Origin of the sequence: Tabrizicola oligotrophica (genome assembly GCF_011008935.1) — a bacterium.
Lineage (GTDB): Bacteria > Pseudomonadota > Alphaproteobacteria > Rhodobacterales > Rhodobacteraceae > Tabrizicola_A > Tabrizicola_A oligotrophica.
On the sequence record NZ_JAAIVJ010000002.1, the window covers coordinates 262,119 to 288,195 of the forward strand.

The following is a 26,077-nucleotide window of genomic DNA, read 5'->3' on the forward strand; positions in this document are numbered from 1 at the left end:
CTCAATGCGCCATGAAAACCGGAATCTCGGCTTTTTCCAGCATGTTGCGGGTCGCCCCGCCAAGGATGGCCTCGCGGAAGCGGGAATGGCCGTAGGCGCCCATCACCAGAAGATCGGCGTTCTGGTCCCAGATGTGACGCGCCAGCACGTCCGAGACGCGCGGCAGCGAACGGGCCAGCACCGACACTTCGGCATGCACGCCGTGACGCACCAGCATCTGGCACAACAGGCCGCCGGGGTCAGAGCGTTCCGGCCCATGCGGCGGCGGATCGACCACGGTGATGTCGACGATCTGGGCAGCCTTGAGCAGCGGCAGCGCCAGCCGGGTTGCGGTCATCGCCTCGGCACTCTGGTTCCAGGCGACGATCACGCGCTTGGGCGCGAACACGTCACCGAGGCCCTTTTCGGGCAGCACCAGAACCGGCGCCTTGCCTTCGAACATCGCGGATTCGATCACGGCCTCGGCTTCGGCGCCCTTGCCTTCGCCATAGGGGCGGGGCAGCACGACCAGATCGGCAAAGCGGGCGCGCTGGGAGACGATGTCGCCAAGCGCCCCAAGCTGCGTCACTGCCGCTTCGACCGAAGAGCGCAGGTCGGGGGATTGCGCGGCCAGAGCCGCCTTCGCGGCGGCTTCGGCCTCGCGCGCTTCGGCTTCGGCCCGGTCAAGCGAGACCTGCATCATGATGGCGCCGGAGCCGATGTAGGAATACCCGACCTGGGTGCGGTCGACGCCAAGAACCAGAACGTCAAGGTGGGCGTCCTGCGCCAAGGCCAGACGGGCCGCCGCGCCGATCGCCAGATTTGCATCGGCAGCCCGGGTCAGGACGGTGAGTATTGACTTGTAGGCCATCGGAATTCCTCCTTGGGGGCGAACAGGATGGGTGACAGGCTGTCACAGCCGGCAATCTGTCGCCTTGACCTTGATCAACGGTCAGGGTTCACGGTGTTGACATGGATCAAAGCCCAGACTTTCCGCACCTGCGAAAAGCGGGGCAGTCGAAAAAGCTCCTGACCGGAGTCCGAGTCGCATTTCGGACAAGGGATCGGGACAAAGACGAAGGGACGCAACATGTGGGATTACGTTAAACTGATCGTGCTGGCGTTGATAGCGGTTCTCGCCGCAATCGCCGCCAACTATGCGCACGATCTGCCTTATATGGTGAATGCCCTGGTCGTCATGCTGGCTGCAGCCGCCACATTCGTGTGGCAACTGCGCCATGTGGGCGAACCGGCGCATCATCCGCAAAGTGAATATCTGGACGGTGTCGTGCGCGCCGGGGTCATCGCGACAGCCTTCTGGGGTGTCGTCGGCTTCCTCGTCGGTGTCGTCATCGCCTTCCAGCTGGCCTTTCCGGCCCTGAACCTGGGTCATGTGACGGAAGGCATTCTGAATTTTGGCCGCCTGCGCCCGCTGCACACCAGCGCGGTGATCTTCGCTTTTGGCGGCAACGCGCTGATCATGTCGTCGTTCTACATCGTCCAGCGCACCACCGCGGCGCGGCTCTTCGGCGGCAACCTCGGCTGGTTCGTATTCTGGGGCTGGCAGCTGATGATCGTGCTGGCGGCGACCTCGTATGTTCTGGGCGGCACGCAGGGCAAGGAATATGCCGAGACTGTCTGGTACATCGACCTGTGGATCGCCGTGGTCTGGGTGGCTTTCCTGCTGGTGTTCATCGGCACGCTCTGGAAGCGCAAGGAACCCCATATCTATGTGGCGAACTGGTTCATCCTGTCGATGATCGTCACCATCGCCATGCTGCACATCGTCAACAACCTGGCGATCCCGGTGTCGATCTTCGGGTCAAAATCGGTGCAGGTCATGGGCGGGGTGCAGGATGCCATGACGCAGTGGTGGTATGGCCACAATGCCGTGGGCTTCTTCCTGACCGCCGGCTTTCTGGGCATGATGTACTATTTCGTGCCGAAGCAGGCTGAAAAGCCGGTCTTCAGCTACAAGCTTTCCATCATACACTTCTGGGCGCTGATCTTCCTTTATATCTGGGCCGGTCCGCACCACCTGCACTACACCGCCCTGCCGGACTGGGCCTCGACCCTTGGCATGGTGTTCTCGGTGATCCTCTGGATGCCCTCGTGGGGGGGCATGATCAACGGCCTGATGACGCTTTCGGGCGCCTGGGACAAGCTGCGCACCGATCCGATCATCCGCATGATGGTGGTGTCGATCGGCTTTTACGGCATGTCGACCTTCGAAGGCCCGATGATGTCGATCAAGGCTGTGAACAGCCTGTCGCACTACACCGACTGGACCATCGGTCACGTCCACTCCGGCGCTCTGGGCTGGAACGGCATGATCACCTTCGGCGCGCTCTACTTCCTGACGCCGCGGCTGTGGAACCGCAGCGGGCTCTACTCGCTGAAGCTCGTGTCGTGGCACTTCTGGCTCGCCACCATCGGTATCGTGCTTTACGCCTCGTCGATGTGGGTCTCGGGCATCATGGAGGGCCTGATGTGGCGTGAAGTCGACGCCAACGGCTTCCTCGTGAACGCCTTCGCCGACACGGTGGCCGCGAAAAAACCGATGAACATCGTGCGCGGATTGGGCGGCCTGATGTTCCTCAGCGGCGCGCTGATCATGGCCTATAACCTGTGGATGACCGTCCGCGCCCAGCCCGCAAAGGCCCCGGTGAACGCCAACAACCTTGTTGCGGCGGAATAAGGGGAGGAATGAAACATGGCTCTTCTTGACAAACACAAGGCAATCGAAACGCACGCCACGCTCTTGCTGGTGCTGTCGTTCCTCGTGGTGACGATTGGCGGTCTGGTGCAGATCGTGCCGCTGTTCTACCTTGAGAACACCATTGAAAAGGTGGAAGGGGTTCGCCCCTACACGCCCCTCGAACTGGCCGGCCGCGAGATCTATGTCCGCGAGGGCTGCTATGGCTGCCACAGCCAGATGATCCGCCCGATGCGCGACGAAGTCGAGCGTTACGGCCATTACAGCCTCGCGGCGGAATCGATGTATGACCATCCGTTCCAGTGGGGATCGAAGCGCACCGGGCCCGACCTGGCGCGCGTGGGTGGCCGTTACTCGGACAGCTGGCATGTTGACCACATGATCGACCCGCAGTCGGTCGTGCCGGAATCGGTGATGCCGAAGTACTCGTTCATGATGAGCAACGTCATCGACGGCCAGTACATCGCCGACTCGATGAGCGTGAATGCCATCGTGGGCGTGCCTTACACCGAAGAGATGATCGCCGAGGCCCAGGCCGACTTTGCGGCTCAGGCCGACCCGAACGCCGATACCGCCGGTCTGACCGCGCGCTATGGCGACAAGGTCGTGGTATCGAACTTCGACGGCCAGCCGGACCTGACGGAAATGGACGCCATCATCGCCTATCTGCAAGTGCTGGGCACGATGGTGGACTTCTCGACCTTCACGCCTGATCCGACGCGGTAAGGGGGGAGTTATGGATACCTATAGCTTCCTGCGCGAATTGGCGGACAGCTGGGCGCTTCTGGCTCTGACGCTGGTGTTCCTGGGGGTGATCCTCTGGGCGCTGCGTCCGGGTTCGAACGCGATCCACCGCGACGCAGCCAACGCGATCTTCCGCAACGAACAGCAACCCGCCGGGTCCGACAAGGACCTCCGGCCTGTGAAGGAGGCGTAAGACATGTGCGCCAAGCAAGTGAAGAAAGAGGCCCGGCAGGTTCCGACCACGGGGCATGAGTGGGACGGGATCGAGGAACTCGACAACCCGATGCCGCGCTGGTGGGTCTGGGTGTTCTACGCCACGATCATCTGGGGCATCTGGTATTCGGTCGCCTATCCGGCATGGCCGATGCTGACCCAGGCAACGCGGGGCTATCTGGGGCAAAGCACCCGGGCCGACGTGGAAGCCGAGATCAAGCGCTTTGACGATGCCAATGCCGAGATCAAGGCCAAGCTGGTGGCAGCGCCGCTGACGGGCATCGCCGGCAATGACGAGCTGAACCAGTACGCCACCGCTGCCGGGGCTGCCGTGTTCAAGACCTGGTGCGCCCAGTGCCACGGGTCGGGTGCTGGCGGTGTTCAGGGCAAGGGCTACCCCAACCTGACCGACAACGACTGGCTCTGGGGCGGCGACATGGAGGCGATCTACACCACGATCAACCATGGCATCCGCAACACGACCGACGCCGACGCCCGCTATTCGGAAATGCCGAAGTTCGGCGTGGACCAGCTCCTGGACGAAACCCAGATCGGGCAGGTCGTGGAATATGTGCTGCAACTGTCGGGGCAAGAGCATGATGCCGCTCTGGCCACGGCCGGTCAGACCGTGTTCGTCGACAACTGTGCCGCCTGCCATACCGAAACCGGCGCGGGCGACCGTGCGCAGGGGGCTCCGGCGCTCAATGACGCGATCTGGCTTTATGGCGGCGACCGCGAGACGATCACCGCTACGGTGCATGGTGCGCGTTATGGCGTGATGCCTGCCTGGGCCGGCCGTCTTTCGGAAGACGAGGTGCGGGCAGTGGCGAGCTATGTCCACAGCCTTGGTGGCGGCGAATAACCACCGCAACCCGAAATGACCAAGGCCCCCGGAGCGATCCGGGGGCCTTAATCTTTGGAACAATCACCTTCGGCATTGACGGCGGCGCTGCCGGGGCGCGCTCTGCCGGGCTTAGCGCATTGTCGCATCAAACCGTCCCGCGCGCCGCTGCATCAGCCATTCCTCATCTTCACGCTTGCGCTCCAGCGTGGCGCGACGACGGGCGTCCGGGCTGGGCAGGCGACTTGCCACCAGCAGGCAATCTGCAAACAGGCTTAACATGTCAGGCTCTCCTTTCTGATTTCATGTCTTGAAAGTACGGTAGAATCTGCAAGCCTGCGACTCAGCAATTCTTGCGTGATGTAAGGCAGGCTTTCACATGGACTGGCGTAACTTTCCTCCGCTGTCGCAGCTGCGCGCCTTTGCCGCCTTTGCCGAGGCGCCGTCACTGGAACAGGCCGGCGCACAGATCGGCGTCACCCATGCCGCGATCAGCCAGCAGATCCGCGCGCTTGAGACGCATCTTGGCCTGTCCCTCGTCGAACGCGGTGGCCGCAAGCTGGCGCTTTCGCCAGAGGGCCGGCAACTGGCCGAGGCCTTGGCGGCGGGCTTTGGCCAGATGGCCGCGACCATCGCCAGCCTGACCGGTGCGGACAACCGCGCGCCCCTGCGCATCACCACCACCCCGACCTTTGCCGCCGGCTGGCTGATGCCGCGCCTTTCGGATTTCCGCGCCCATCATCCCGGCATCGACCTGGCCATCGACCCGGTCTCGGAGAGCCGCGAGATCGGGCGCGAGGCCGACATCGGCCTGCGCTACGGCAATGGCCGCTGGCCGGGACTGGAGGCGCGGCTGATCCTGCGCTCGTCGATCGTCGTGGTCGCGGCCCCGTCGCTGGTGCCCGAGGACGGGCCTGCGGACCTTGACCACCTGGCGGGGCTGCCATGGCTGCAGGAACTTGGCACTTCCGAGGTAACGGCCTTCATGGAGGCGCAGGGTATCGCCCGGCGGGAAGGGGCCGCGATCCTGTCGATGCCCGGCAACCTGATGATGGATGCCGCGCGCGACGGGCAGGGCGTGGCGGTGATCGCCCGCGCCTTTGTCGAGCGCGACATCGCGGCAGGGCGGCTGCGGCTCCTGGTCGAGGATGTCGAGCGCGAAGGGTATTTCATGGTCTACCGTCCCGGCCCGCTGCGGCCGGCACAAAAGGCCTTTGCGGCCTGGGTGCTGCGACAAGCTGAAGCAGGCGATGCGGGCGCAATTTGACACAGGTCAAGGCGGCGCAGGCAAATCTGCGCGAATCTGCCTCTCATGCCCTCCTTCAGGGGATGTGGCATTGCACCGGCGCTTCATCCTGTTCGCGCGTTTCCTGGAAGCGCCGGTGCCCTCCCTCTCTTCTGCAAGACCAAAAGCCGGGCTCTCCCACCCGGCTTTTTTCTTTGTTGCGGGCGGGGCGGGGCAATCTGCCACAGGGTAAAGCTGACTGAAGGATGAATATTTGATACAGGTCAATGCGACGGCGCGGCGTGCGGCCGATACCCGACGCAACAGTCAGGCAGATTTCCGGAGAGTTCCGTGTCCACCCCAAGCACCAACGAACCCAGCCTTTACGCCGCCCGCGAGCCGATCTTTCCGCGACGGGTGAAGGGGCAGTTCCGCACCTTGAAATGGTGGCTGATGGCGGTGCTTCTGGGCATCTACTACATCACGCCCTGGATCCGCTGGGACCGCGGGCCGAACCTGCCCGATCAGGCGGTGCTGATCGACATGGCGAACCGCCGGTTCTTCTTCTTCATGATCGAGATCTGGCCGCATGAGTTCTACTTCGTCGCGGGCCTTCTCATCATGGCCGGCCTTGGCCTGTTCCTGTTCACCAGTGCTGCGGGCCGGGTCTGGTGCGGCTATGCCTGTCCGCAGACCGTCTGGACCGACTTGTTCATACTGGTCGAACGCTGGGTCGAGGGCGACCGCAACGCCCGCATCCGCCTGCACCGTCAGCAATGGAATGGCGAGAAGATCCGCAAGCGACTGGTCAAATGGGCGATCTGGTTCGCCATTGCCATCGCCACCGGGGGCGCGTGGATCTTCTATTTCACCGACGCGCCGGCGCTGTTCTGGAACCTGCTGGACGGCACGGCGCATCCGATCGCCTATACCACCATGTTCATTCTGGCCGCGACCACCTTTGCTTTCGGTGGTTTCGCGCGCGAGCAGATGTGCATCTATGCCTGCCCCTGGCCGCGGATTCAGGCCGCGATGATGGACGAGGACACGTTGACCATCGGCTATCGCGAATGGCGCGGCGAGCCGCGCGGCAAGCAGAACGTGGCGGGCAATGGCGACTGCATCGACTGCATGGCCTGTGTCAACGTCTGCCCGATGGGGATCGACATCCGCAACGGTCAGCAACTGGCCTGCATTACCTGCGGGCTGTGCATCGACGCCTGCAACGACATGATGGACAAGATCGGCAAACCCCGCGGCTTGATCGGCTATCTGGCACTGACCGACGAAACCCGCGAGCGCGACGGCAAACCGCCGAAGTCGGTCTGGAGCCATGTGTTCCGGGTGCGGACCATCATTTACACCTCGCTGTGGTCGCTGGTCGGTATTGCCCTCGTGGTGGCCCTGTTCCTGCGCACCGAGATTGATGTGAACGTCACCCCGGTGCGCAACCCGCAGTTCGTGGTGCTGAAGGACGGCTCGATCCGCAACACCTATGAGATGCGCCTGCGCAACAAGCACGGCGAGGACCATTGGTTCGCCTTCTCGGCAACGACCGAAGGTGGCGACATCTTCGTCCTGACGCTGGAAGGCGAGGACAGCCTGAAGGTCAAGGTTCCGGCCAACGAAACCCGCACCCAGCGGCTTTACGTCACCGCGCCCGCAGAGGCGGCGGCGGCAGCGGCGGACCGGACCGAATTCCGGCTGTGGATCGAAGATCTCGGGTCCGACACTGTGCCGGGCACCGATCGGGTGCATCACGACACGGTCTTCAACGGAAAGGTGGAGTGACATGCGCGAAATCACCGGCAGACATGTGCTTGTATTCACCGTTTCGGCCTTTGCCGTCATCATCGGGGTGAATGTGCTGATGGCATGGAAGGCGGTCAGCACATTCCCTGGGTTGGAGGTGAAGAACTCATATGTGGCCAGCCAGACCTTCGACGCCGAGCGCACCGCACAAGAGGCGCTCGGCTGGACGCTGACCCCGGAATATGATGCGACAACCCGGGAAATGCGGCTGGTCTTTGCCGACAAGGCGGGCCTGCCGGTCGCGGTCAAGGATCTGAGCGTGCTGATCGGGCGCACGACGTCTTCGGCCGATGACATCCGCCCGACCTTCGTGCGCGAGGCCGGCGTCTATGTCGGCAAGGCCGAGCTTGGTGTGGGCAAATGGATGATGCAGGTCGAGGCCCGGTCCGAAGATGGCACGCTGTTCCACCAGCGCATCGACCTTGCGGTAAAGGGGTAAGCGATGACGGCCGCGCTTGATCCCAACGGCTTGTCCGAGGTTGAGCATGCCTCGCTGTCGGCCTGCCCGGCCTGCGTCGCTGCCCCGTCCGCCGAACGCATCGCGCAACTGTCGCGGCCCGACCATGCGCGGCTGATGCTCTCATTGCCCGCCGCCCATTGCGCCGCCTGCATCTCGACGGTGGAGACCGCCTTGGCGGCGGTGGCGGGGGTGCAATCGTCCCGCGTCAACCTGACGCTGAAACGCGTCTCGGTCGATGCCGAGGCCGCAGTGACAGCCGATCAACTCATCAAGGTTCTGGCCGGCGTCGGCTATGAGGCGCATGAGTTGGACGCCGGGCTTTTGAGTGCGACAGAAACCGACAGGCAGGGCCGCGATCTTCTGATGCGGCTGGGCGTGGCGTTCTTTTCGATGATGAATGTCATGTTGCTGTCCGTTGCCGTCTGGTCGGGCGCCGAAGGCATCACCCGCGATCTTTTCCACTGGATTTCCGGCGCCATTGCCATTCCGACTGTGCTGTTTTCCGGTCAGCCTTTCTTCAGATCGGCCTGGGCCGGGGTGAAAGCGGGGCGTCTGGGCATGGATTTCCCGATCTCGCTCGCCCTGGTGCTGGCCAGCTGCATCTCGATCTTCGAAACGTGGAAATCCGGCCATCACGCCTATTTTGATGCCGCCGTGATGCTGTGCTTCTTCCTGCTGCTCGGCCGCTATCTTGACCACCGCACCCGCGCCGTCGCCCGTTCGGCCGCCGAGGAGCTTGCTGCGCTGGAAGTGCCGCGCGCCGTGGTGCTGGTGGAGGGCGCAGAAATCACCCGCCCGATTTCCGAAATCGCCGTCGGCGATCTTGTGCGCGTGCGCCCCGGTGGGCGGATGCCGGTCGATGGTGTGGTGGTCGACGGTACCTCCGAGGTGGACCGTTCGCTTCTGACTGGGGAAAGCCTGCCGGTCTTTGCCGGACCGGAAACTGTTGTATCGGCTGGCGAAGTCAACCTGACCGGACCTCTGACCTTGCGGGTGACGGCGGCGGGCAAGGACTCGTCCCTGCACCGCATGGCCGATCTGGTGGCCGTCGCCGAAAGTGCCAAGACGCGTTACACGACCTTGGCCGAACGCGCCGCCAACTGGTATTCGCCGCTCGTCCATCTGCTGTCCTTCAGCGCCTTCGGCTTCTGGATGTGGAAAACCGGCGGCGATTTGCGCTTTGCCGTCAATATCTCGGCGGCGACGCTGATTATCACCTGCCCCTGCGCCCTGGGCCTTGCGGTGCCCGCCGTCGTCACCTCGGCCTCTGGCCGCCTGTTCCGCAAGGGCCTTCTCATCAAGCACGGCACGGCGCTGGAGCGTCTGGCCGAGGTGGATACGGTGGTGTTCGACAAGACCGGCACCCTGACCATGGGCACGCCGGAAGTGACCAACCTTGCCGAGCATCCCCGCGCGGCAGTGGAGGTGGCGGCAGCGCTGGCGATGGCCTCGTCGCACCCCTTGGCCACTGCTTTGGCCGATGCCGCCCGCGCCGGCGGCATTCATCCCGCCCGCGTCGAGGACCTGCGCGAGGTGCCCGGTTACGGCATCGAGGGCCTGTGGCGCGGCCAGAAGGTCCGCCTTGGCCGCGCCTCGTGGTGCCAGGCCGACGAGGCGGCAATGACCGCAACCTATCTCTGCACCGGCGAGGGCAGGCCGCGCGCCTTCACCTTCACCGACCGTTTGCGCCCCGGTGCCGAAGCGGCGATTTCCGCGCTGACTGCCCAAGGCAAGAGCCTCCGGCTGATCTCGGGCGATACCGAGGCCGCCGTCGCCGCGCTGGCCCGCCGCCTTGGCTTTGCCGACTGGACCTCGGGCGCCCTGCCAGCCGAGAAATCTGCCCTTGTCCGCGATCTTACGCTGCAAGGCCGCCGCGTGCTGATGGTCGGCGACGGGCTGAACGACACCGCCGCTCTGGCCGCTGCCCATGTTTCGATCAGCCCTGCCTCCGCGCTTGACGCGGCGCGCGCCGCCTCGGACATCGTGCTGCTGGGGCAGGATATGGCCGCCATCGGCGACGCCGCCCGGATCAGCCGCCAGACCCGCCGCCGGATCATCGAGAACTTTGGCCTGTCGGCGGCCTATAACGTGATTGCCGTGCCGCTGGCACTGGTCGGCGCGGCCACCCCGCTCGCCGCTGCCTTGGCGATGAGCCTGTCATCGATTACCGTGTCGCTGAATTCGTTGCGCCTGAAGTAGACCGCGAGGGCTGAATGGAAATCCTGACCTACCTCATCCCCGTCTCGCTGCTTCTGGGCGGTATCGGTCTGGCCGCCTTTGTCTGGGCGCTGAAGACCAGGCAGTTCGATGACCCGGCGGGGGACGCGAGCCGCATCCTGACCAAGGACTGGGACGACCGGCCGAAGCCGTAGCGGCGGCACGGACTGCCGCTGCCGGCCCCGGCCTATGAGCAAGGTTTATGCCCCGCGCTGCCTCTGACATCGCCTATCAATGCGGCCAGGCCTACCTTCAACCGGTTGTCCGGGCCAAAGGAAGCCCGGCGTGAGCGAACGGGAAGCCGGCGTGACCATTCAGGCCAGCCTCGCCCCTGATCTGGCGCCTGCCGGGTTCGGGTCTGCCTTGCCGCTCGGACTCCCTTGATCGCCTGAATCTGTGCACCAGGTTGGCATCGTGACATTGAAGAAAGGACCAGGATCATGAAAGCATCGGCCATTCTCGCCGCCTTGGCGGCATTGGCGCTCGTCGCCCTGCCGATCGCCGCCACGGCAAATCCACAAGGCTGTCCGCCCGGACTGGCCAAGAAGAACCCTCCCTGCATTCCTCCGGGTCAGGCGAAGAAAGGGGTCACGCAGGACGAGTGGAACATCCGGGATCACATGGGAGAGGTCATCGACCGCGATTCCATCATCTATCTTGACGACTACCCGCTCTATCAGCTGCCACCACCGCCTCCTGGCAGCCGCTATGCCGTGGTCGACGGCAACATCGTGGTCATCGACAACGAAAGCTACCGCATCCTGCAATGGATCAGGGTCTTCAATGCACTGACCGAGTGACATTGCGCGCTGAACCTGTGGGGCGACCGGTGTGTCGCCTTGCAGATCGGCGGTGCCGGCTGCGGTCAGAGCGGCTGGGCCATCTGGCCTCAGGTCTCGCCAAGCGCCCGCGGCCTTGGCCCGCCCAAGGCCCAGTCCAGCAGTTCCACCGTATGCAGTACCGGCACCCCGGTGCCCGAGCCGATCTGCATCATGCAGCCGATATTGCCTGCCGCAATCACATCCGGCGCCTTTGCCTCCAGTGTCTGCACCTTGCGCACCTTCAACGCAGTGCTGATTTCGGGCTGCAACAGGTTGTAGGTGCCGGCCGATCCGCAGCACAAATGGCTGTCGGCGGGCTCGACCACCGTGAAGCCGACCCGCTTCAGCAGATCCTTCGGCGCCGATTTCACCTGTTGGCCGTGCTGGAGCGAACAGGCCGCGTGATAGGCCACCCGCAGCCCCTTCGGGGTGCCTTCGGGCAGGCCGATCCTTGTCAAAAGCTCGCTGACATCCAGGGCCAGCCCCGCCACCCTGGCGGCATCTTCGCCCCCTAGCATATGGCCATAATCCTTTACCGTGGTGCCGCAACCCGAGGTGTTGATGACGATCGCATCCAGCCCCTTGCCCTGCACTTCGGCCATGAAGGCCGCCACATTGGCCTGCGCCGAGGCCTGCGCCTCGTCCGTCCGCCCCATGTGATGCGTCAAGGCGCCGCAGCACCCCATGCCCTGCGGGATGACCACCTCGCAGCCCAGGCGGCGCAACAGCCGGATGGTGGCATCGTTGATGTCCGTGTTCAGTGCCTTCTGCGCACAACCCGTCATCAGCGCCACCCGCATCCGGGTTTCCCCTCTGGCCGGAAAGGTCTGGGGGTCGTCATTGCGGCTGACTGGGGGAAGGGTATCGGGAGCCATCGCCAGCATGGCGCGCAGCCGGACATCGGGGATGAGCGGCGCAAAGGGCCGGGCCAGTTTCGCCGCCAGCAGCGCCAGACGAAACCGCGTCGGATGCGGGATGATCTTCGCCAGAATCCAGCGCAGCAGGCGGTCGTGCCACGGGCGTCTGTAGGTCGCTTCGACATAGGCGCGCGCCTGATCGATCAGATGCATGTAATGCACCCCGGACGGGCAGGTCGTCATGCAGGCCAGACAGGACAGGCAGCGGTCGATGTGGCGGACTGTACGGGCATCGGCGGGGCGGCCGGATTCCAGCATCTCCTTGATAAGGTAGATCCGCCCGCGCGGGCTGTCGAGTTCGTCGCCCAGCACCTGATAGGTCGGGCAGGTGGCGGTGCAGAAGCCGCAATGCACGCAGGCCCGCAGGATCTGGTTGGCACGGGCCAGACCGGGGTCCTGCAACTGCTCGGGGGTGAAATGGGTTTGCATCAGATCTTCCCCCCTTGCGCGAAAATCACCCGCGGGTCGAAGGCAGCGCGCAGGCCGGAACTCAACCGCGCCACGGCAGGCAACTCGGGCGGATGCAGGGCAGTCCCGGCGTCGCCCTCGGACGCCCGCGCCAAAGTCGCGTGACCATGCCGCCCGACCGCGGCGCGCACCGCCGCCCCCTGTCCGGCCTCGGTCAGAAGCCAGATGAGCCCGCCGCCCCAGTCGATCACCGCCTCGCCGCTCAAGGTGGTCACGATCCGGCCCGCCTCGGAGGGCGTCACCACCAGCCGCCAGACCGACCCGGCCCGCCCGGCAAAGGCCGAGACGTCCCGCACCGCCGCCCAAAGCGCCGGCCCATCCGCGGCTTCGCCCCATGCCCCGCCGAGCCGCTTGCGCAGCGCGGCGGCGCGATAGGCGACCGAGCCAGCCATCCCCTCGACCCGAAGCAGCGCACGTCCCCCGGCACAGGCTGCGCCCGAAACTTCGAAGGGCGAGCCGAGCGCAGACCGCAGGGCAGCAAGCCCGGCCTCGATCCCTCCGGCCTTTTCTCCGCAGTCGGCCACCAGCGTCACCTCGGCTTCGGGCCGCGCCTGCACCCGCAGCGACACCTCGGTCAGCACCCCCAGAGTGCCCCGGCTGCCCGCCATCAGCTTCACCAGGTCATAGCCGGTGACGTTCTTCATCACCCGCCCGCCGTTCTTGACGACCATTCCGGCACCGTCGACAAACCGCACACCCAGCAGGCTGTCGCGGCAGGCACCCGCCTGCACCCGCCGCGGACCCGAGGCATTCGCCGCCACCACCCCGCCAATGGTTGACGCCCCGTCGCGGCCCAGAAGCCCGCGCAGGTCGGGCACCTCGAAAGCCAGCCTTTGCCGCTCCCCAGCCAGAAGCGCCTCGATCTCGGCCAAGGGGGTGCCCGCACGCGCCACCAGTGTCAGCGCGCCGGGCTCATAAAGCCTGACGCCCGCCAGTCCGCCGGTTTCCAGAACCGGGCCTTCGGCCCTCCCGAGCGCCCGCGTGCCACCACCACGCACGACCACAGTCGCCGCCGTGCTGCGGATCATCTCACTCAACTCGACTTCAGTCGTCGGGCGCATGCAGTTGCCTTTCATACTGGCACAAATATCCAATTCCGCCGCCTCAGCCGGCGCGACGCCCGGCGCTTGCGGCCAAGGGGAACACCTTGGCCGGATTGAGCAGCCATGTCGGATCAAACACATCCTTGACCCGCATCTGGGCCTCCAGATCCTGCGCGGCGAACTGCACCGCCATCAGATCGCGCTTTTCGATGCCGACGCCGTGCTCCCCGGTCAGGCAGCCACTCACTTCGACACACAGCTTCAGGATCTCGGCGCCGAAGGCCTCGCAGCGGGCAAGATCGCCGGGCTTGTTGGCGTCATAAAGGATCAGCGGGTGCATGTTGCCATCGCCGGCGTGAAAGACATTGCCGACATCCAGCCCGAATTCCGCGCTCATCTCGCCGATCCGGCGCAGGACATGCGGCAGCGAGGAAACCGGGATCGTGCCGTCAAGGCACATGTAATCGTTGATCTGCCCCATGGCGCCAAAGGCCGATTTCCGGCCCAGCCAGATGCGTCTGGCCTGATCCTCGTCCGCCGCCTCGCGGAATTCCAAAGGCTGGTGCGACAGCGCAATCGCCTTGATCCGCGCCAGTTGCTCGGCAATTTCGGCCTCTGACCCTTCGACCTCGATGATGAGCAGGGCCTCGCAATCGGGATAGCCCGCATGGGCAAAAGCCTCGCAGGCGCGGATGCAGGGACGGTCCATGAACTCGATGGCGACGGGCAGGATGCCGGCCTTGATGATGTCCGACACGCAGGCCCCGGCAACCTCGTTCGATCCGAAGGCCACCAGAACCGGCCGCGCGCCTTCGGGTTTCGGCAGGATGCGCAGGGTGGCCTCGGTCACGACGCCAAGTTGGCCTTCCGAGCCACAGATCACCCCCAGAAGGTCAAGCCCTCCCGCCTCCATCCACGGCCCGCCGATCTCGACCACAGTGCCGTCCATCTGCACCAGCGTCACGCCTAGAAGGTTGTTTGTCGTCACCCCGTATTTCAGGCAATGCGCCCCGCCCGAGTTCATCGCGATATTGCCGGCAATGGCGCAGGCAAGCTGGCTGGAAGGGTCGGGGGCGTAGAAGAAACCGTCCTCCTCGACCGCGCCGGTCACGGCGAGATTGGTGCGGCCGGCCTCGACCCGGATGAAGCGGTTGTCGTAGTCGACCTCCAGCACGCGGTTCATCCGGCCGATGCCCAGAACCACGCAATCGGCGGTTGGCAAGGCCCCGCCGGCCAGCGAGGTGCCCGACCCGCGCGGCACCACCGGCACGCCCATCTGGTGGCAGGTCTTCAGCGCGGCGGCGATCTCTTCGGTAGTGCGGGGCAGGACGACGGCAAGGGGCGGGCAGGCATAGGCCGAAAGCGCGTCGCATTCATAGGCGCGGGTTTCCTCCGGCGCGTCGATCACGGCGTCAGCGGGCAGAACCTGTCGCAACGCGGCCACGATGGCGGGCTTCTGGTCCAAAATCGCCTGGCTTGGGGCTGGCATGTCCATGGCTGGCTCCGCAATTTCGCAATAATGGTAAAAAAATATAACCAATTTTGATTTTTCGCAAGCCTTGCGAGATGCGGCTTTCCAGCCGGCCACGCGCGCCTTACCCTAAGGCATGCAAACCGCCTATCACCTCGGTCCGTTCGGACCTTCTGACCTTTTGGCGCTGGCGCTGACCTTGGCGCTGTGGCTGGCCATTGGCTATCTGGTGGAAAACCCGCCGAAGGGCCGGGTGTCAGTGTCCAAGCTGATGGAGCGGTATCGCCACGACTGGATGGCAGAGTTCGTCACCCGCCAGCCGCGCATCTTCGACGCCACGATGATCGACAACCTGCGGCAAAGCGTGGCGTTCTTCGTCAGCGCCGCGATGATTGCCATTGGCGGCGGGATTGCCATGATCGGCAATCCGGCGATGCTGCTGGCGATTGCCCGCGATCTGACCTTGCCGACCGAAACGGCCGGGCTGCAGCTGCGGGTGGCTCTGGTGGTCGCGTTTCTGGCCAATGCGCTGTTGAAATTCATCTGGGCGCACCGGCTGTTCGGCTATTGCGCCATTCTGATGGCGGCGGTGCCAAATGACCCCGCCCACCCCGAGGCCCGGCATCGCGCGGCGCAGGCGGCGGATATCAATATCACCGCGGCAAAAAGCTTCAATCGCGGGCTGCGGTCGATCTATTTCGCGCTGGGCTCGCTGGGCTGGATGGTCGGCCCCCTTGGTCTGACGCTGGGGGCCGTGGTGATTTCCCTGACGCTGATCCGCCGCGACTTTGCCTCGACCTCGCGGCAGGTAATGTTGCGGCGGATGTGAGCCGCGCTCAGGCCGCCTTGGCGCCGGGTTGCGGGTAGAAGCTGTCCCCTTTGGCGGCCATGTCGCGAAGCATCTTGGGCGCGGTGAAACGCGGGCCGAAGGTTTCGGTCAGGCTGTCGCAAATCTCCACCGCGCGGGCCGCGCCGATGATGTCGAGCCAGCCGAACGGCCCGCCGGACCACGGCGCAAAGCCCCAGCCGAGGATCGCGCCGACATCGCCTTCGCGGATGTCGGTCAGAACGCTCTCTTCCAGCGCCCGCACCGCTTCCAGCACCTGCGCCATCAAGAGGCGGTGCTGCACCGAGGCCAGATCGGGCTGGTCCTTGGCCGCGGGGAACCGGGCCTCAAGCCCCTCCCACAGCCCTTCGCGCTTGCCCGCCGGGTCATAGGCGTAAAAGCCCGCGCCCGCCTTCTTGCCGATGCGGCCCTGATCGGCCATCCAGAACAGTACCTCGTCCACCGCGCCGTCCGGGTAGGCGTCGCCCATCGCGGCCTTCGTGGCTTTGGCGATCTTCACCCCAAGGTCGATCGAGGTTTCATCGACCAGTTGCAGCGGGCCGAGCGGCATGCCGACGAGCTTGGCCGCATTCTCCACCAGCGCCGGCTCCACCCCTTCGGCCAGCATGCGGATGCCTTCGTTGATATAGGGAATGATGCAGCGGTTGGCATAGAAGAACCGGGCGTCGTTCACCACGATCGGCGTCTTGCGGATCTGGCGGACGTAATCCAGCGCCTTGGCCACTGCAACATCGCCGGTCGCCTTGCCGCGGATGATCTCGACCAGCATCATCTTGTCGACCGGCGAGAAGAAGTGGATGCCGATGAACTGTTCGGGCCGCTGGCTGGCCTTGGCCAGCGACGAGATCGGCAGGGTGGAAGTGTTGGTCGCAAAGATGCAGGCGTCGCCCACCACAGCCTCAACCCTGGCCGTCACCTCGGCCTTCACTTTCGGGTCCTCGAACACGGCCTCGACAATCAGATCACAACCCGCCAAGGCGGCATAATCGGTGGTCGCCAGAATGCGCCCCAGAACCTCGGCCTTCTTCTCGGCCGTGACCTTCTTCCGCTGCATCCCCTTGTCGAGAAGCCCTTCGGAATAGGCCTTGCCCCGGTCGGCCGCCTCTTGCGCGGCGTCGATCAGCACGACGTCAATGCCGGCATTGGCCGAGACATAGGCAATGCCTGCCCCCATCATGCCGGCGCCGATGATGCCCACCTTCTTCACCGTCTGGTCGGTCACCCTGGGCCGGTTCGCGCCCTTCTCCAGCGCCTCCTTGTTGATGAAGAGCGAGCGGATCATCGCGGTGGAGGAGGGGTTCATCAGAAGCGAGGTGAAATGCCGCGCCTCGATCCGGATGGCGGTGTCAAACGGCACCAGCGCGCCTTCGTAGACCGCGCCCAAGAGTTCCTTTGCCGCCGGATAGACCCCCATGGTCTTGCCGCCGACCATGGCATTGGCGCCGACAAAGGTCATGAACCCTGCCGGATGATAGGGCGCACCGCCTGGCATCTTGTAGCCCTTTTCGTCCCAAGGCTTCACCAGATCGGTGTCCTTGGCCGCAAGCACCCACTCCTTCGCCCGTGCGAGCAGGTCTTCGGGCGCCACCACCTCATCGATCAGCCCGGCCGCCTTGGCCGCCTTCGGGTCCGACAGCTTGCCCTCCAGAAGGAAGGGTGCGGCCATCATCGCGCCCAGCTTGCGGGTCAGACGAGTGGTGCCGCCGCCGCCGGGGAAGATGCCGACGAGAATCTCCGGCAGGCCGATCTTGGCGCGGGCATTGTCGGCGGCGATGATGCGATGGCAGGCCAAGGGCAGCTCCAGCCCGATGCCCAGCGCCGTGCCGGGCAGGGCGGCGACAATCGGCTTGCCGCCCTTCTTGGTCTTGGGGTCCATGCCCGCCAGTTCGATCTTGCGCAGGACGTGGTGCATGCCCATCACCCCGTCAAAGATCGCCTGCGCCCCGCCCGCCCGCATCGCGGCGATGACGTTCAGGTCCATCCCGCCGGCAAAATCCTTCTTGCCGGAGGTGAGGATGATGCCCTTCGCCGCGGGATCGGCCAGCGCACGGTCCACCATGCCGGACAGAAGCTGGAACGCTTCGGTCGACATGACGTTCATCGACTTGGTCTTCACGTCCCAGGTCAGAGTGACGACACCATCGGCGTCCATGGCATAGGTGAAATCGGTCATCGGGCGTCTTCCTTGGGTCGGGGGCGGCCGTCGGCATGGGTATAGCGCCGGTTCGGGCCGTCTTTGTGGGTGATCAGGTCATGATCGGGATAGTGGATGGTGTCCGTCTGCCGGCGCGTGCCGACGACAAGGTAAAGCGCAGGCGCATCGCCGCGGTTTTCAAGGCAATGTCCGACCGGCTGGCCCGCTGGCCAGACGGCGCATTCCCCCGGTGCAAGGGGCGTCTCCTGATCCTCGATCAGCACCAGCTGGCCCGAAAGCAGATAGACGAATTCATCCTCGGCTTCATGCCAGTGCCGGAAGGACGACCGCGCGCCGGGCGGCAGCTCTTCCAGATGCACGCCGAATTGCGTCAAGCCGCCGGGCTCTCCCAGGATGCGATAGCGGTAGTCGCCCAAGCCACCGCCCAGCACGGGGTGGGTGTAGCCGGCTGCGGTCATCATCGGGGTTTCGGCGAGCTTGGGCATCAGCGCGACCCGGCCCAATCGGTGTCGTCGCGGTAGGTGAAGCGCGGCTTGCCGCGGTTCATGTGGATCTTCATGTCCACGTCGGAATAGCTTGCCACCTCCTCAGGGTCTTTCGAGCCGACCACCAGAAACCGCGCCGGGTGGTCCGAGCGGTTGACGAAGCGGTGGCCATTGGCGACCCCGGCCTTCCAGGCGGCACAATCGCCCGGCCGCATTGGCGTTTCCCCCTCGTCCTCCACAAGGATCAGATCGCCTTCCAGCACGATGGCAAACTCGTCCTCCTTCAGATGCCAGTGCCGCAGGCTCGCCACTGCACCCGGCTCCAGCGTGACCAGATTGACGCCAAACTGCGTCAACCCGCCCGCGTCGCCCAGGCGCAAGGAAGATCGCCCGACCATCATCTCGGCATAGGGCGCAGGATAGATCGAGCCGGTCTTGACCGGCACCGTGGCAAGATTGATCTTCGGCATGGCTCCCCCCTAGCGTTTCAGAAAATCCTGACCCGAGCCGTTTCCGCCCAGCGTCCAGTCGATATGCGCGGCAAGGCTGCGAATCTCGAGAATGCGCCACTGGCCGTCCCGTGACCGGATCCGCATTTCCGACAGGAAGGGATCGGCGATCCGGTTGGCCCGGGCCATGATATGTACCCGGCAGAGAATGCGGTGAACGCCGCCGCCCTCGTCGGACACGCCCCGCACCTCGCGGAAGATGTCGGTGACGCCATGCAGCTTCAGCACGTTGTGGTAGAGGTCGAAGTCACGACGCAGACTGGCCTCGTCGCTCAGGACATAGGGTGCTTCGCCCACAGGAATGATGGTCAGGGGCAACTCCATCACCTGCTGATAAAGCTCGAAATCGCCCGAGACCAAGGCCTCGGTCAGCCGGTCGCCGATGCTTGAAAACCCTGAAACGGGCATGGCTCAGACCCTTTCGATGATGGTGGCCGCCCCCATGCCGCTGGCGATGCACAGCGTGGCGAGCCCGGTGGATTTGCCCGTGCGTTCCAGCTCGTCAAGGAGCGTGCCGATGATGATCGCCCCTGTCGCCCCCAAGGGATGCCCCATGGCGATCGAGCCGCCGTTGACGTTGACGCGGGCGGGGTCAATGTCAAAGGCCTGTTGAAAGCGCAGCACGACCGAGGCGAAGGCCTCGTTCACCTCGAACAGGTCGATGTCTTTGATGCCCATGCCGCTGTCGCGCAGGATCTTTTCCGTCACCGGCACCGGGCCGGTCAGCATGATCGTCGGATCGGTGCCGATCTTCGCCGTCGCCCGGATGCGCGCGCGCGGCTTCAGCCCATGGGCGCGGCCGAACTCGGCACTGCCGATCAGCACCGCCGCCGCCCCATCGACGATGCCGCTGGAGTTGCCGGCATGGTGGATATGCTCGATCCGCTCCAGATGCGGATATTTCATCAGCGCGATCTTGTCGAAACCGGGCATGGCCTCGCCGATGTCCTTGAAGGCAGGCTTCAGTGCCGCCAGCGTGGCCATGTCGGTGCCGGGCCGCATGTATTCGTCCTTGGCCAGAATGGTCAGGCCGTTTCGGTCGGTCACCGGCACGATGGATCTCTCAAACCGGTTTTCGGCCCAGGCCGCCGCGGCGCGACGCTGGCTTTCCACCGCCAGGGCATCAGCCATCTCGCGGGTGAAACCGTATTCGGTGGCGATGATATCGGCCGAAATCCCCTGCGGCACGAAATAGGTCTTCATCGCCAAAGACGGGTCCACCGCAATCGCCGCCCCGTCGCTGCCCATGGCAACGCGCCCCATCATCTCGACCCCGCCGGCAATATAGGCCTGCCCCGCGCCGCCCTTCACCTGATTGGCGGCAAGGTTCACTGCCTCCATGCCAGAGGCGCAGAACCGGTTGATCGCCAGACCGGGGATCGACTGGTCAAGATCGGACAGCAGGACCGCCGAGCGCGCAAGACAACCGCCCTGCTCGCCCACCTGCGTGACATTGCCCCAGATCACATCCTCGACGGCGTGGCCGGCAAGCCCGTTGCGATCCTTCACCGCGTTCAGGATACCCGCCGACAGGGCGACGGAAGACACCTCATGCAAGGCCCCGTCCGGGCGACCCTTGCCGCGCGGGGTGCGGACGGCGTCGTAGATGAAAGCGTCAGACATGGGGTCAACTCCTTGGTCGGGTCAGGGGCGGCAGCCGGGTGTCGTCACGATCGGGGACCGATCACAGCCACCATGTTCCGCTTTGCGTCGCCCGCGCGCAATTCTTTCGCTGCGTCACGACAGGGGCAGCGCCTTGAGGGGCCACCCCGCGGGCGGGCAAGCGCCACTCATCCGCCCCCCGGAAGAAATCGACGAAGCGCAATTGCAAGGGCATGCCCGTCGCCTGCAGCATCAAGGCAGCCTTGCAGGCATTGCCGCTTGCGCCAAAACCGTGAAGCGTGACCGTCATCGCGTGTCTCCCTGCCGCTCCGCCCGTTGCTACCCCCGGGGGGGTTCCACCCCCGGACCCCGGGAGGATATTTTCTCCAGTATGAAAGACCTTTCCCCGGGCTTTCATACTGGTCCAAATATCCCCGCCGGAGGCTCCGACCGGGACCGCGGGGCGGGGCGCGTCAGGATTTCCGCGCCTCCAGCTCCGCGTTGAACAGCCTGAGCCGATGGGTCAGGTTTTCCTTGTCGGTCACCGAGTCGAAATGCTCGAACAGGAACGACAGGGCCTCGCCCTCGTCCAGTCCCGCCTCGGTCGAGAACCGTTTCAGGCGGCGGTAACCGTCCTCGGTCATGGCAACCGGAAAGCGGCGGGTCAGGCGGAAGCGTTTGGGCATCTGGAACCTCGGGTTGGGCTGGGCCCGGAATTCGGGCGGAATTCCGGTTTCCCGTCAGATTAGAACGCCTCTGCCGCCAAGGCCATAACCGGATCGGCGCCGCTTTCGATCCGCGCCAGATGCAGGGCACAGGCCGGGAGCTGGCGGGTCATGTAATAGCGGCCGGTGGTGATCTTGGCGGTGAGGAAGGCCGCGTCGCCGCCACCGGCGTCAAGCGCGGTGAGGGCGGCTTTGGCCATGCGCGTCCACATCAGGCCAAGGCAGACATGGCCCATCAGCAGCATGAAATCATAGCTGCCCGCCAGCGCTGCATTGGGGTTTTTCATGCCGTTCTGCATGAAGAACATCCCCGCCGCCTGCATCGCCTTGGACGCCTGTTTCAACGGATCGGTGAAGGCGGTCATGCGGGGCTCAGGGTCATGCGCCTTGCATTCGGCCTTCACCATTTCAAAGAAGGCCATCACGTGCTTGCCGCCATCGGCGGTCAGCTTTCGGCCGACCAGATCCAGCGCCTGCACGCCGTTCGCGCCTTCGTAGATCTGCGCGATGCGGGCGTCGCGGACGAACTGGCTCATGCCATTGTCCTCGATATAGCCATGCCCGCCCCAGATCTGCTGGGCCTGCACCGCCATTTCGAAGCCGCGGTCGGTCTGGAAGCCCTTGATGACCGGGATCAACAGCGATGCCAGCCCGTCGGCGGCCGCATCCGCTTTGCGGTGGGTTTGGTCGATCAGGCTGGCGGCCCAGAAGGTCAGCGCCCGCGCGCCTTCGACAAAGCTTTTCTGGTCCATCAGGTTGCGGCGGATGTCGGGATGCACGATCAGCGGGTCCGCCGGGCCGGAGGGGTTTTCCGTGCCGGTGATGGCGCGGCCCTGCAGGCGGTCTTTGGCATAGGCCAACGCGTTCTGATAGGCGGCTTCGGCCACGGCATAGCCCTGCAGCCCGACGCCCAGCCGCGCCTCGTTCATCATGGTGAACATTGCCTTCATGCCCTTGTGCAGATCGCCCAAGAGCCAGCCCGTTGCCTCGTCATAGTTCATCACGCAGGTCGCGTTGCCATGGATGCCCATCTTGTGTTCCACCTTGCCGACCGCAAGGCTGTTGCGCGCGCCAAGGCTGCCGTCGGCATTCACCAGAAACTTCGGCACGATGAAAAGCGAGATGCCCTTGGTGCCCTCGCCGCCGCCGGGCGCCTTGGCCAGCACGAGGTGAATGATGTTCTCGGCCATGTCATGCTCGCCGGCCGAGATGAAGATCTTGGTCCCGGTGATCTTGTAGCTGCCATCGGCCTGCGGCTCGGCCCGGGTGCGCATCAGGCCCAGATCGGTGCCGCAATGCGGCTCGGTCAGGTTCATGGTGCCAGTCCACTGGCAGGACACCATCTTCGGCAGATACGTCGCCCTCTGTTCGGCGCTGCCATGGGCATGGATCGCCGAATAGGCTCCATGGGTCAGGCCCTGATACATGTTGAAGGCCATGTTGGCCGAGACCATCACCTCGCCCACTGCGGTGCCCATCAGATAGGGCAGGCCCTGACCGCCATATTCCGGATCGCAGTCGAGCGCCGTCCAGCCGCCTGCGCGCAGCGCGTCAAACGCCGCCTTGAACCCTTTGGGCGTGCGCACCACGCCGTTTTCCAGCACGCATCCTTCGTGGTCGCCCGTCGCGTTCAGCGGCGCCAGCACTTCTGAGGCGAGTCTTCCGGCCTCTTCCAGCACAGCCCCGGTGAAGCTGCGGTCAAGATCGCCGTAGCCCGGAATGTCCCGTTCCGAAACCTTCAGGACATCATGCAGCAGGAACTCCATGTCCTTCAGGGGGGCGGTGTAGGTGGTCATCAGGGTCTCCCTTGTTCGACGGCAGGGGCGCGGAAGGCGGCGATCATCTTCTCGCCCTCGGCCAACTGGGTTTTCAATTCGGCAATCGCCACATCAAGCTCGGCGCGCTGGGCTTCCATCTGCGCCAGCCGGTCCCGGGCGATCTCAAAGGTGCGCTGCATCTGCGTCAGATTGGAGCCATCGGGCTCATACATGGCGAGAAGCTGGCGGATGTCTTCCAGCGAGAAGCCAAACCGCTTGCCGCGCAGGATCAGGGTCAGGCGGGCGCGGTCGGCCCTGGTGAACAGCCGCCGCGTGCCGAGGCGGATCGGGAACAGCAGTTCCTTCGCCTCATAGAAGCGCAAGGTGCGGGGGGTGACGTCAAAGGCGTCACACATCTCGCGGATGGTCAGGGTGTCGGTGGTATCGGTCATGGTCACGCGTTGGCCGGGTTGCTGCCGGATTGGGGCTTCGGACCATGATAATAGCGTGCTTGACGTTAACGTAAATGTAACGTCACGTCAGATCGCGGCGTGACGTGGGGTAGGAGGGCCTGAGCGACAAATCACGATGTCCCACAGGCCCGCAGATCTGTCCGGAACAGCCGCGAGGGCCGATCCAGATCTCAGATCTTGATGATCGCCGCCGTCGCATACATGAACGCGATCCCGCCGAGGAAGCCCGCCAGAACAGCCGGCGAGAAAAGGGCGGCCTGTCGATCCTCGTTCTGGCGCATCAGGTAGGCGGATACCTCAACGATCACCTGCAGGATCGCCCCGGCCCCGATGGCAAGCGCAAGGGCGGTCCATTGCGGGGCATAGGCCAGGCTGCCCATCCACATGCCAAGGATCGCAGGGCCGCCGGCCAGAAGGGTCAGGGCCGGGAACGTCCAGAGCGGTGGCCTTGCCCGCAGCATCGGCGCCGCGATGCCGATGCCTTCGGTGACATTGTGCAAGGCGAAGCCAAGGACAAGGAAGGTGCCCAGGCCCGCCGATCCGGCGGCGAAGGCCGCGCCGATCGCCAGCCCTTCGCCGAAATTGTGCAATCCGATGCCAAGGGCAATGTAGAAGGCGAGCGCAATGCCAGAGGGTGTGCCACGCCAGCGGCCAATGGCCATCAGCAGCAGGAAGCTTGCGAGGGCGGCCAGCCAGACCAGTGCCGAGCCCTGAAACAGCGCGGCGGACTCGGCCGCCAGGTCCAGGGCCTCGTCGGTCATGTCGATCAGCAGGAAGGCCAGAAGCCCAACTGTCAGCGCCAGAAGGAAATTCATCCCCCCCCGACCGACCCCGCGCATCGCCGGAAAGAACATCAGGCCAAGCGCAACCGGCAACAGCCCGACGATGGCGCCGACCACGGCCTGCTGCCGCAATTGGCCAGCGGTTGCCTTGGGAGTCGGCAAGGCAACGGCGATTTCGTGTTCAAAGGCCGTGCCGGTGTTCGACAGCATGTTGACGAGATGTGCCTCACCCGCGACCCATGGGTAGGGGATATGGACCCAGGCCGTGTCGCCGCGGGCAATCGGGCCGGCGGGCGTCTGCGAGAAGGTCCAATAGGCATCGTCGACCATGACCTGCGCAATCTGCATCGGTGCAGACCCGCCGGCGCGGACCAGCAGGCCAATGCCGGTTTCGTCCAGAATGCTGCGCTCCACGGTCAGCACCTCGACTGGCGGGGCGGATTTGCCGAAGTCGCGCAGCGGATCGAGGGATGCGATCCAGACGAAGGCCCCCAGCATCAGGACCAGCGGGGCGAGGACAAAGACGAGCCGGGACAGCGGCGTGCGGGAGGGGCGGGACTGTTCGCTCATGCGCCCGGCCCCCGCACGTCAAAATGGCCGACCCAGCCAAGCTCGGTAAACTCGGACTGGTGGGCGTGGAACATGTACATGCCGTCCTCATGCTCTGCGAAGCTGAATTCCAGAATCCCGCGCTGCGCCTGGCATTGCATGATCAGGTCAACGGTCTGCAGGGTTGGTGTCAGGGTGGTGCCGGTGTCGAAGTAGTTGAAGAAATTGGCGTGCAGGTGGAACGAGTTGATCGGGTCGAATTCGGTCACGTTCACCAGATAGATCCGCACCGGGCGCGTCTTGTCGATGCGGATCGGGGCGTTCATGTAGGCGTGGGCAATGCTGTTGACCGCATAGACCTCGTTCCCGCCGTCGAAATTGGTGTCAAACGCGTTCATCACCATCGCCAGTTCCTGCCATTCGGCATTCTCCGGGGTTCCCAGCAGGCGCGATCGTGCCACGGCTTCCTGCGCTGGGTGGCGGGCCGGATCGGGGTCGATCACGAAAAGCCCGTACATGCCCTTGTGCATGTGCCGCTTCAGCGGCAGCGCGTGGCAGTGATAGAGGTGGCAGCCGAAGGGCCTGGCATCGAACTCATAGGTGAATTCCTCGCCGGGACCGATCAGCCCGGCCCCCGGCACGCCGTCCATGCGTGCGGAATGCAGGCCGTGGAAGTGCATCGAATGCGGGTGCGACCCGTTGTTGCGGAAGGTGATGCGCAACCGCTCGCCTTCCTTGGCGCGCAGGGCCGGGCCGGGAACGCGGCCGTTGAAAGTCCAGGCGGGAAAGAAGATGCCGGGGGCGATCTCGATTTCCTGATCGATGGCCGTGACTTCGAATCTGCGCAGGGTGCGGCCGTCCGCCATGAGTTCGGTGGTGCCGGTTTCCCAGTCGGTCAGCAACAGGGTGGGATCAAAGCCGTTGCGGGCATGATCCACCCGGCCCACCGTCATCATGTTGCCATGCGCCATGCCCGGCATCGGCGCGGCATAGGGGTCGGCCTGCATATGCGCCACGTCATGCCCGGCCGTTGACCCTGCGGAAGGTGCCGTCTGCGCGGGCGTGCCTTTGGCCAGCGCAACCGCACCACCTGCCGCGACCAGCCCGCCAACCAGCAGCGCGCGCCGTCCAGGGTTCCCCAGATCATTGTGGTCGGTCATTCAGGCAGTCTCCGATGCGCAAAAGGAAGCTAAGGCACATTAAGTTAGACACAGCTAACTTGTAATGTCGATAGATTTCGTGTCAAGACTGGCTGAGCGGAGACAA

The 26,077-nt window shown here is 64.7% G+C and carries 27 protein-coding genes; 11 read left to right on the top strand and 16 right to left on the bottom strand.

The features are described 5' to 3' along the window. Position 1: 1 nt before the first annotated feature. Complete coding sequence (locus G4Z14_RS05320) at positions 2 to 850, bottom strand: universal stress protein (RefSeq protein WP_164623748.1); 849 nt, start codon at positions 848 to 850, stop codon at positions 2 to 4. 219 nt (positions 851 to 1,069) lie between these two features. On the opposite strand from G4Z14_RS05320, the gene ccoN reads away from it, so the two are divergent. From ccoN to ccoP, 4 genes are read left to right on the top strand one after another with little or no spacing between them, the layout of a single operon-like run. After that, positions 1,070 to 2,677 (top strand): cytochrome-c oxidase, cbb3-type subunit I, encoded by a 1,608-nt coding sequence (ccoN, locus tag G4Z14_RS05325; RefSeq protein ID WP_164623749.1) that lies wholly within the window; start codon positions 1,070 to 1,072, stop codon positions 2,675 to 2,677. A 15-nt stretch (positions 2,678 to 2,692) separates the two neighbouring features. Beyond that, positions 2,693 to 3,421: a cytochrome-c oxidase, cbb3-type subunit II gene (gene ccoO, locus G4Z14_RS05330; protein ID WP_164623750.1), complete on the top strand. Its 729-nt coding sequence runs from the start codon at positions 2,693 to 2,695 to the stop codon at positions 3,419 to 3,421. A 10-nt stretch (positions 3,422 to 3,431) separates the two neighbouring features. Beyond that, positions 3,432 to 3,632 carry a cbb3-type cytochrome c oxidase subunit 3 gene (locus G4Z14_RS05335; RefSeq protein ID WP_164623751.1) on the top strand — a complete coding sequence of 67 codons (201 nt, stop codon included), beginning with the start codon at positions 3,432 to 3,434 and terminating at the stop codon, positions 3,630 to 3,632. 3 nt (positions 3,633 to 3,635) lie between these two features. Continuing rightward, positions 3,636 to 4,514, top strand: coding sequence for a cytochrome-c oxidase, cbb3-type subunit III (ccoP, locus tag G4Z14_RS05340; protein WP_164623752.1), 879 nt, complete (start codon positions 3,636 to 3,638; stop codon positions 4,512 to 4,514). Positions 4,515 to 4,625: 111 nt separating this feature from the next. On the opposite strand, the gene G4Z14_RS05345 is transcribed toward ccoP, so the two are convergent. Continuing rightward, the gene (locus G4Z14_RS05345; protein WP_164623753.1) at positions 4,626 to 4,775 is read right to left on the bottom strand and encodes a hypothetical protein; all 150 of its coding nucleotides are present in this window, start codon (positions 4,773 to 4,775) and stop codon (positions 4,626 to 4,628) included. Between the two features lie 97 nt (positions 4,776 to 4,872). Here G4Z14_RS05345 and G4Z14_RS05350 point away from each other — a divergent pair, with 97 nt between their 5' ends. The 6 genes from G4Z14_RS05350 to G4Z14_RS05375 all read left to right on the top strand — a co-directional run bounded on the left by G4Z14_RS05350 (position 4,873) and on the right by G4Z14_RS05375 (position 11,007). Continuing rightward, a complete protein-coding gene (locus tag G4Z14_RS05350) occupies positions 4,873 to 5,760 on the top strand; it encodes a LysR family transcriptional regulator (RefSeq protein WP_164623754.1) in 888 nt (295 codons plus the stop codon). Between the two features lie 309 nt (positions 5,761 to 6,069). Beyond that, on the top strand, positions 6,070 to 7,509 hold the full coding sequence (ccoG, locus tag G4Z14_RS05355; protein ID WP_164623755.1) for a cytochrome c oxidase accessory protein CcoG: 1,440 nt from the start codon (positions 6,070 to 6,072) through the stop codon (positions 7,507 to 7,509). A 1-nt stretch (position 7,510) separates the two neighbouring features. Continuing rightward, a complete protein-coding gene (locus tag G4Z14_RS05360; RefSeq protein ID WP_164623756.1) occupies positions 7,511 to 7,969 on the top strand; it encodes a FixH family protein in 459 nt (152 codons plus the stop codon). Positions 7,970 to 7,972: 3 nt separating this feature from the next. Further along, entirely contained in the window at positions 7,973 to 10,189 is a 2,217-nt protein-coding gene (locus tag G4Z14_RS05365; RefSeq protein WP_164623757.1) for a heavy metal translocating P-type ATPase, read from the top strand. A gap of 14 nt (positions 10,190 to 10,203) precedes the next feature. Further along, complete coding sequence (gene ccoS / locus G4Z14_RS05370; protein WP_164623758.1) at positions 10,204 to 10,362, top strand: cbb3-type cytochrome oxidase assembly protein CcoS; 159 nt, start codon at positions 10,204 to 10,206, stop codon at positions 10,360 to 10,362. A gap of 285 nt (positions 10,363 to 10,647) precedes the next feature. Further along, positions 10,648 to 11,007, top strand: coding sequence for an RcnB family protein (locus G4Z14_RS05375; protein ID WP_164623759.1), 360 nt, complete (start codon positions 10,648 to 10,650; stop codon positions 11,005 to 11,007). Between the two features lie 89 nt (positions 11,008 to 11,096). Here G4Z14_RS05375 and glcF read toward each other — a convergent pair whose 3' ends face one another. The 3 genes from glcF to G4Z14_RS05390 are packed head-to-tail and all read right to left on the bottom strand — an operon-like array spanning position 11,097 to position 14,951. Then, complete coding sequence (gene glcF, locus G4Z14_RS05380; RefSeq protein ID WP_164623760.1) at positions 11,097 to 12,374, bottom strand: glycolate oxidase subunit GlcF; 1,278 nt, start codon at positions 12,372 to 12,374, stop codon at positions 11,097 to 11,099. Then, positions 12,374 to 13,474 (bottom strand): FAD-binding protein, encoded by a 1,101-nt coding sequence (locus G4Z14_RS05385; RefSeq protein ID WP_164623761.1) that lies wholly within the window; start codon positions 13,472 to 13,474, stop codon positions 12,374 to 12,376. The genes glcF and G4Z14_RS05385 overlap by 1 nt, the downstream gene beginning before the upstream one ends. A 43-nt stretch (positions 13,475 to 13,517) precedes the next feature. Then, complete coding sequence (locus G4Z14_RS05390) at positions 13,518 to 14,951, bottom strand: FAD-linked oxidase C-terminal domain-containing protein (RefSeq protein WP_164623762.1); 1,434 nt, start codon at positions 14,949 to 14,951, stop codon at positions 13,518 to 13,520. Positions 14,952 to 15,063: 112 nt separating this feature from the next. On the opposite strand from G4Z14_RS05390, the gene G4Z14_RS05395 reads away from it, so the two are divergent. Next, positions 15,064 to 15,756: a DUF599 domain-containing protein gene (locus G4Z14_RS05395; protein ID WP_164623763.1), complete on the top strand. Its 693-nt coding sequence runs from the start codon at positions 15,064 to 15,066 to the stop codon at positions 15,754 to 15,756. A 7-nt stretch (positions 15,757 to 15,763) separates the two neighbouring features. On the opposite strand, the gene G4Z14_RS05400 is transcribed toward G4Z14_RS05395, so the two are convergent. The 11 genes from G4Z14_RS05400 to G4Z14_RS05450 form a co-directional block, all read right to left on the bottom strand. Next, positions 15,764 to 17,947, bottom strand: a complete 2,184-nt coding sequence (locus tag G4Z14_RS05400; protein ID WP_164623764.1) for a 3-hydroxyacyl-CoA dehydrogenase NAD-binding domain-containing protein — start codon at positions 17,945 to 17,947, stop codon at positions 15,764 to 15,766. After that, positions 17,944 to 18,414, bottom strand: a complete 471-nt coding sequence (locus tag G4Z14_RS05405; protein WP_164623765.1) for a cupin domain-containing protein — start codon at positions 18,412 to 18,414, stop codon at positions 17,944 to 17,946. The genes G4Z14_RS05400 and G4Z14_RS05405 overlap by 4 nt, the downstream gene beginning before the upstream one ends. After that, entirely contained in the window at positions 18,414 to 18,884 is a 471-nt protein-coding gene (locus G4Z14_RS05410) for a cupin domain-containing protein (RefSeq protein WP_164623766.1), read from the bottom strand. Before G4Z14_RS05410 ends, G4Z14_RS05405 begins: the two co-directional genes overlap by 1 nt. 9 nt (positions 18,885 to 18,893) lie before the next feature. Then, on the bottom strand, positions 18,894 to 19,331 hold the full coding sequence (locus tag G4Z14_RS05415; RefSeq protein WP_164623767.1) for a hypothetical protein: 438 nt from the start codon (positions 19,329 to 19,331) through the stop codon (positions 18,894 to 18,896). 3 nt (positions 19,332 to 19,334) lie between these two features. Then, positions 19,335 to 20,546 (bottom strand): acetyl-CoA C-acetyltransferase, encoded by a 1,212-nt coding sequence (locus tag G4Z14_RS05420; protein ID WP_164623768.1) that lies wholly within the window; start codon positions 20,544 to 20,546, stop codon positions 19,335 to 19,337. Between the two features lie 61 nt (positions 20,547 to 20,607). Next, on the bottom strand, positions 20,608 to 20,835 hold the full coding sequence (locus G4Z14_RS05425; RefSeq protein WP_164623769.1) for a thioredoxin domain-containing protein: 228 nt from the start codon (positions 20,833 to 20,835) through the stop codon (positions 20,608 to 20,610). A 163-nt stretch (positions 20,836 to 20,998) separates the two neighbouring features. Beyond that, positions 20,999 to 21,211, bottom strand: a complete 213-nt coding sequence (locus tag G4Z14_RS05430; protein ID WP_164623770.1) for a hypothetical protein — start codon at positions 21,209 to 21,211, stop codon at positions 20,999 to 21,001. Positions 21,212 to 21,270: 59 nt separating this feature from the next. After that, positions 21,271 to 23,046 (bottom strand): acyl-CoA dehydrogenase C-terminal domain-containing protein, encoded by a 1,776-nt coding sequence (locus G4Z14_RS05435; RefSeq protein ID WP_164623771.1) that lies wholly within the window; start codon positions 23,044 to 23,046, stop codon positions 21,271 to 21,273. Beyond that, complete coding sequence (locus tag G4Z14_RS05440; RefSeq protein WP_164623772.1) at positions 23,046 to 23,459, bottom strand: MerR family transcriptional regulator; 414 nt, start codon at positions 23,457 to 23,459, stop codon at positions 23,046 to 23,048. Before G4Z14_RS05440 ends, G4Z14_RS05435 begins: the two co-directional genes overlap by 1 nt. Positions 23,460 to 23,650: 191 nt before the next feature. After that, entirely contained in the window at positions 23,651 to 24,832 is a 1,182-nt protein-coding gene (locus G4Z14_RS05445) for a ZIP family metal transporter (protein WP_164623773.1), read from the bottom strand. Continuing rightward, on the bottom strand, positions 24,829 to 25,971 hold the full coding sequence (locus G4Z14_RS05450; protein WP_164623774.1) for a multicopper oxidase domain-containing protein: 1,143 nt from the start codon (positions 25,969 to 25,971) through the stop codon (positions 24,829 to 24,831). Before G4Z14_RS05450 ends, G4Z14_RS05445 begins: the two co-directional genes overlap by 4 nt. Positions 25,972 to 26,077: the final 106 nt, after the last annotated feature.

What these genes read in the sequence shown, in the direction of transcription:
- ccoN (WP_164623749.1), top strand. Translation starts at nt 1,070, where the DNA reads ATGTGGGATTACGTTAAACTGATCGTGCTGGCGTTGATAGCGGTTCTC.
- G4Z14_RS05410 (WP_164623766.1), bottom strand. Translation starts at nt 18,884, where the DNA reads ATGCCGAAGATCAATCTTGCCACGGTGCCGGTCAAGACCGGCTCGATC.
- G4Z14_RS05385 (WP_164623761.1), bottom strand. Translation starts at nt 13,474, where the DNA reads ATGCGCCCGACGACTGAAGTCGAGTTGAGTGAGATGATCCGCAGCACG.
- G4Z14_RS05415 (WP_164623767.1), bottom strand. Translation starts at nt 19,331, where the DNA reads ATGCCCGTTTCAGGGTTTTCAAGCATCGGCGACCGGCTGACCGAGGCC.
- ccoP (WP_164623752.1), top strand. Translation starts at nt 3,636, where the DNA reads ATGTGCGCCAAGCAAGTGAAGAAAGAGGCCCGGCAGGTTCCGACCACG.
- G4Z14_RS05440 (WP_164623772.1), bottom strand. Translation starts at nt 23,459, where the DNA reads ATGACCGATACCACCGACACCCTGACCATCCGCGAGATGTGTGACGCC.
- G4Z14_RS05390 (WP_164623762.1), bottom strand. Translation starts at nt 14,951, where the DNA reads ATGGACATGCCAGCCCCAAGCCAGGCGATTTTGGACCAGAAGCCCGCC.
- G4Z14_RS05360 (WP_164623756.1), top strand. Translation starts at nt 7,511, where the DNA reads ATGCGCGAAATCACCGGCAGACATGTGCTTGTATTCACCGTTTCGGCC.
- ccoS (WP_164623758.1), top strand. Translation starts at nt 10,204, where the DNA reads ATGGAAATCCTGACCTACCTCATCCCCGTCTCGCTGCTTCTGGGCGGT.
- G4Z14_RS05420 (WP_164623768.1), bottom strand. Translation starts at nt 20,546, where the DNA reads ATGTCTGACGCTTTCATCTACGACGCCGTCCGCACCCCGCGCGGCAAG.
- G4Z14_RS05365 (WP_164623757.1), top strand. Translation starts at nt 7,973, where the DNA reads ATGACGGCCGCGCTTGATCCCAACGGCTTGTCCGAGGTTGAGCATGCC.
- G4Z14_RS05405 (WP_164623765.1), bottom strand. Translation starts at nt 18,414, where the DNA reads ATGCCCAAGCTCGCCGAAACCCCGATGATGACCGCAGCCGGCTACACC.
- G4Z14_RS05335 (WP_164623751.1), top strand. Translation starts at nt 3,432, where the DNA reads ATGGATACCTATAGCTTCCTGCGCGAATTGGCGGACAGCTGGGCGCTT.
- G4Z14_RS05400 (WP_164623764.1), bottom strand. Translation starts at nt 17,947, where the DNA reads ATGACCGATTTCACCTATGCCATGGACGCCGATGGTGTCGTCACTCTG.
- ccoO (WP_164623750.1), top strand. Translation starts at nt 2,693, where the DNA reads ATGGCTCTTCTTGACAAACACAAGGCAATCGAAACGCACGCCACGCTC.
- G4Z14_RS05395 (WP_164623763.1), top strand. Translation starts at nt 15,064, where the DNA reads ATGCAAACCGCCTATCACCTCGGTCCGTTCGGACCTTCTGACCTTTTG.
- G4Z14_RS05350 (WP_164623754.1), top strand. Translation starts at nt 4,873, where the DNA reads ATGGACTGGCGTAACTTTCCTCCGCTGTCGCAGCTGCGCGCCTTTGCC.
- G4Z14_RS05445 (WP_164623773.1), bottom strand. Translation starts at nt 24,832, where the DNA reads ATGAGCGAACAGTCCCGCCCCTCCCGCACGCCGCTGTCCCGGCTCGTC.
- G4Z14_RS05425 (WP_164623769.1), bottom strand. Translation starts at nt 20,835, where the DNA reads ATGACGGTCACGCTTCACGGTTTTGGCGCAAGCGGCAATGCCTGCAAG.
- glcF (WP_164623760.1), bottom strand. Translation starts at nt 12,374, where the DNA reads ATGCAAACCCATTTCACCCCCGAGCAGTTGCAGGACCCCGGTCTGGCC.
- G4Z14_RS05320 (WP_164623748.1), bottom strand. Translation starts at nt 850, where the DNA reads ATGGCCTACAAGTCAATACTCACCGTCCTGACCCGGGCTGCCGATGCA.
- G4Z14_RS05435 (WP_164623771.1), bottom strand. Translation starts at nt 23,046, where the DNA reads ATGACCACCTACACCGCCCCCCTGAAGGACATGGAGTTCCTGCTGCAT.
- G4Z14_RS05345 (WP_164623753.1), bottom strand. Translation starts at nt 4,775, where the DNA reads ATGTTAAGCCTGTTTGCAGATTGCCTGCTGGTGGCAAGTCGCCTGCCC.
- G4Z14_RS05375 (WP_164623759.1), top strand. Translation starts at nt 10,648, where the DNA reads ATGAAAGCATCGGCCATTCTCGCCGCCTTGGCGGCATTGGCGCTCGTC.
- G4Z14_RS05450 (WP_164623774.1), bottom strand. Translation starts at nt 25,971, where the DNA reads ATGACCGACCACAATGATCTGGGGAACCCTGGACGGCGCGCGCTGCTG.
- G4Z14_RS05430 (WP_164623770.1), bottom strand. Translation starts at nt 21,211, where the DNA reads ATGCCCAAACGCTTCCGCCTGACCCGCCGCTTTCCGGTTGCCATGACC.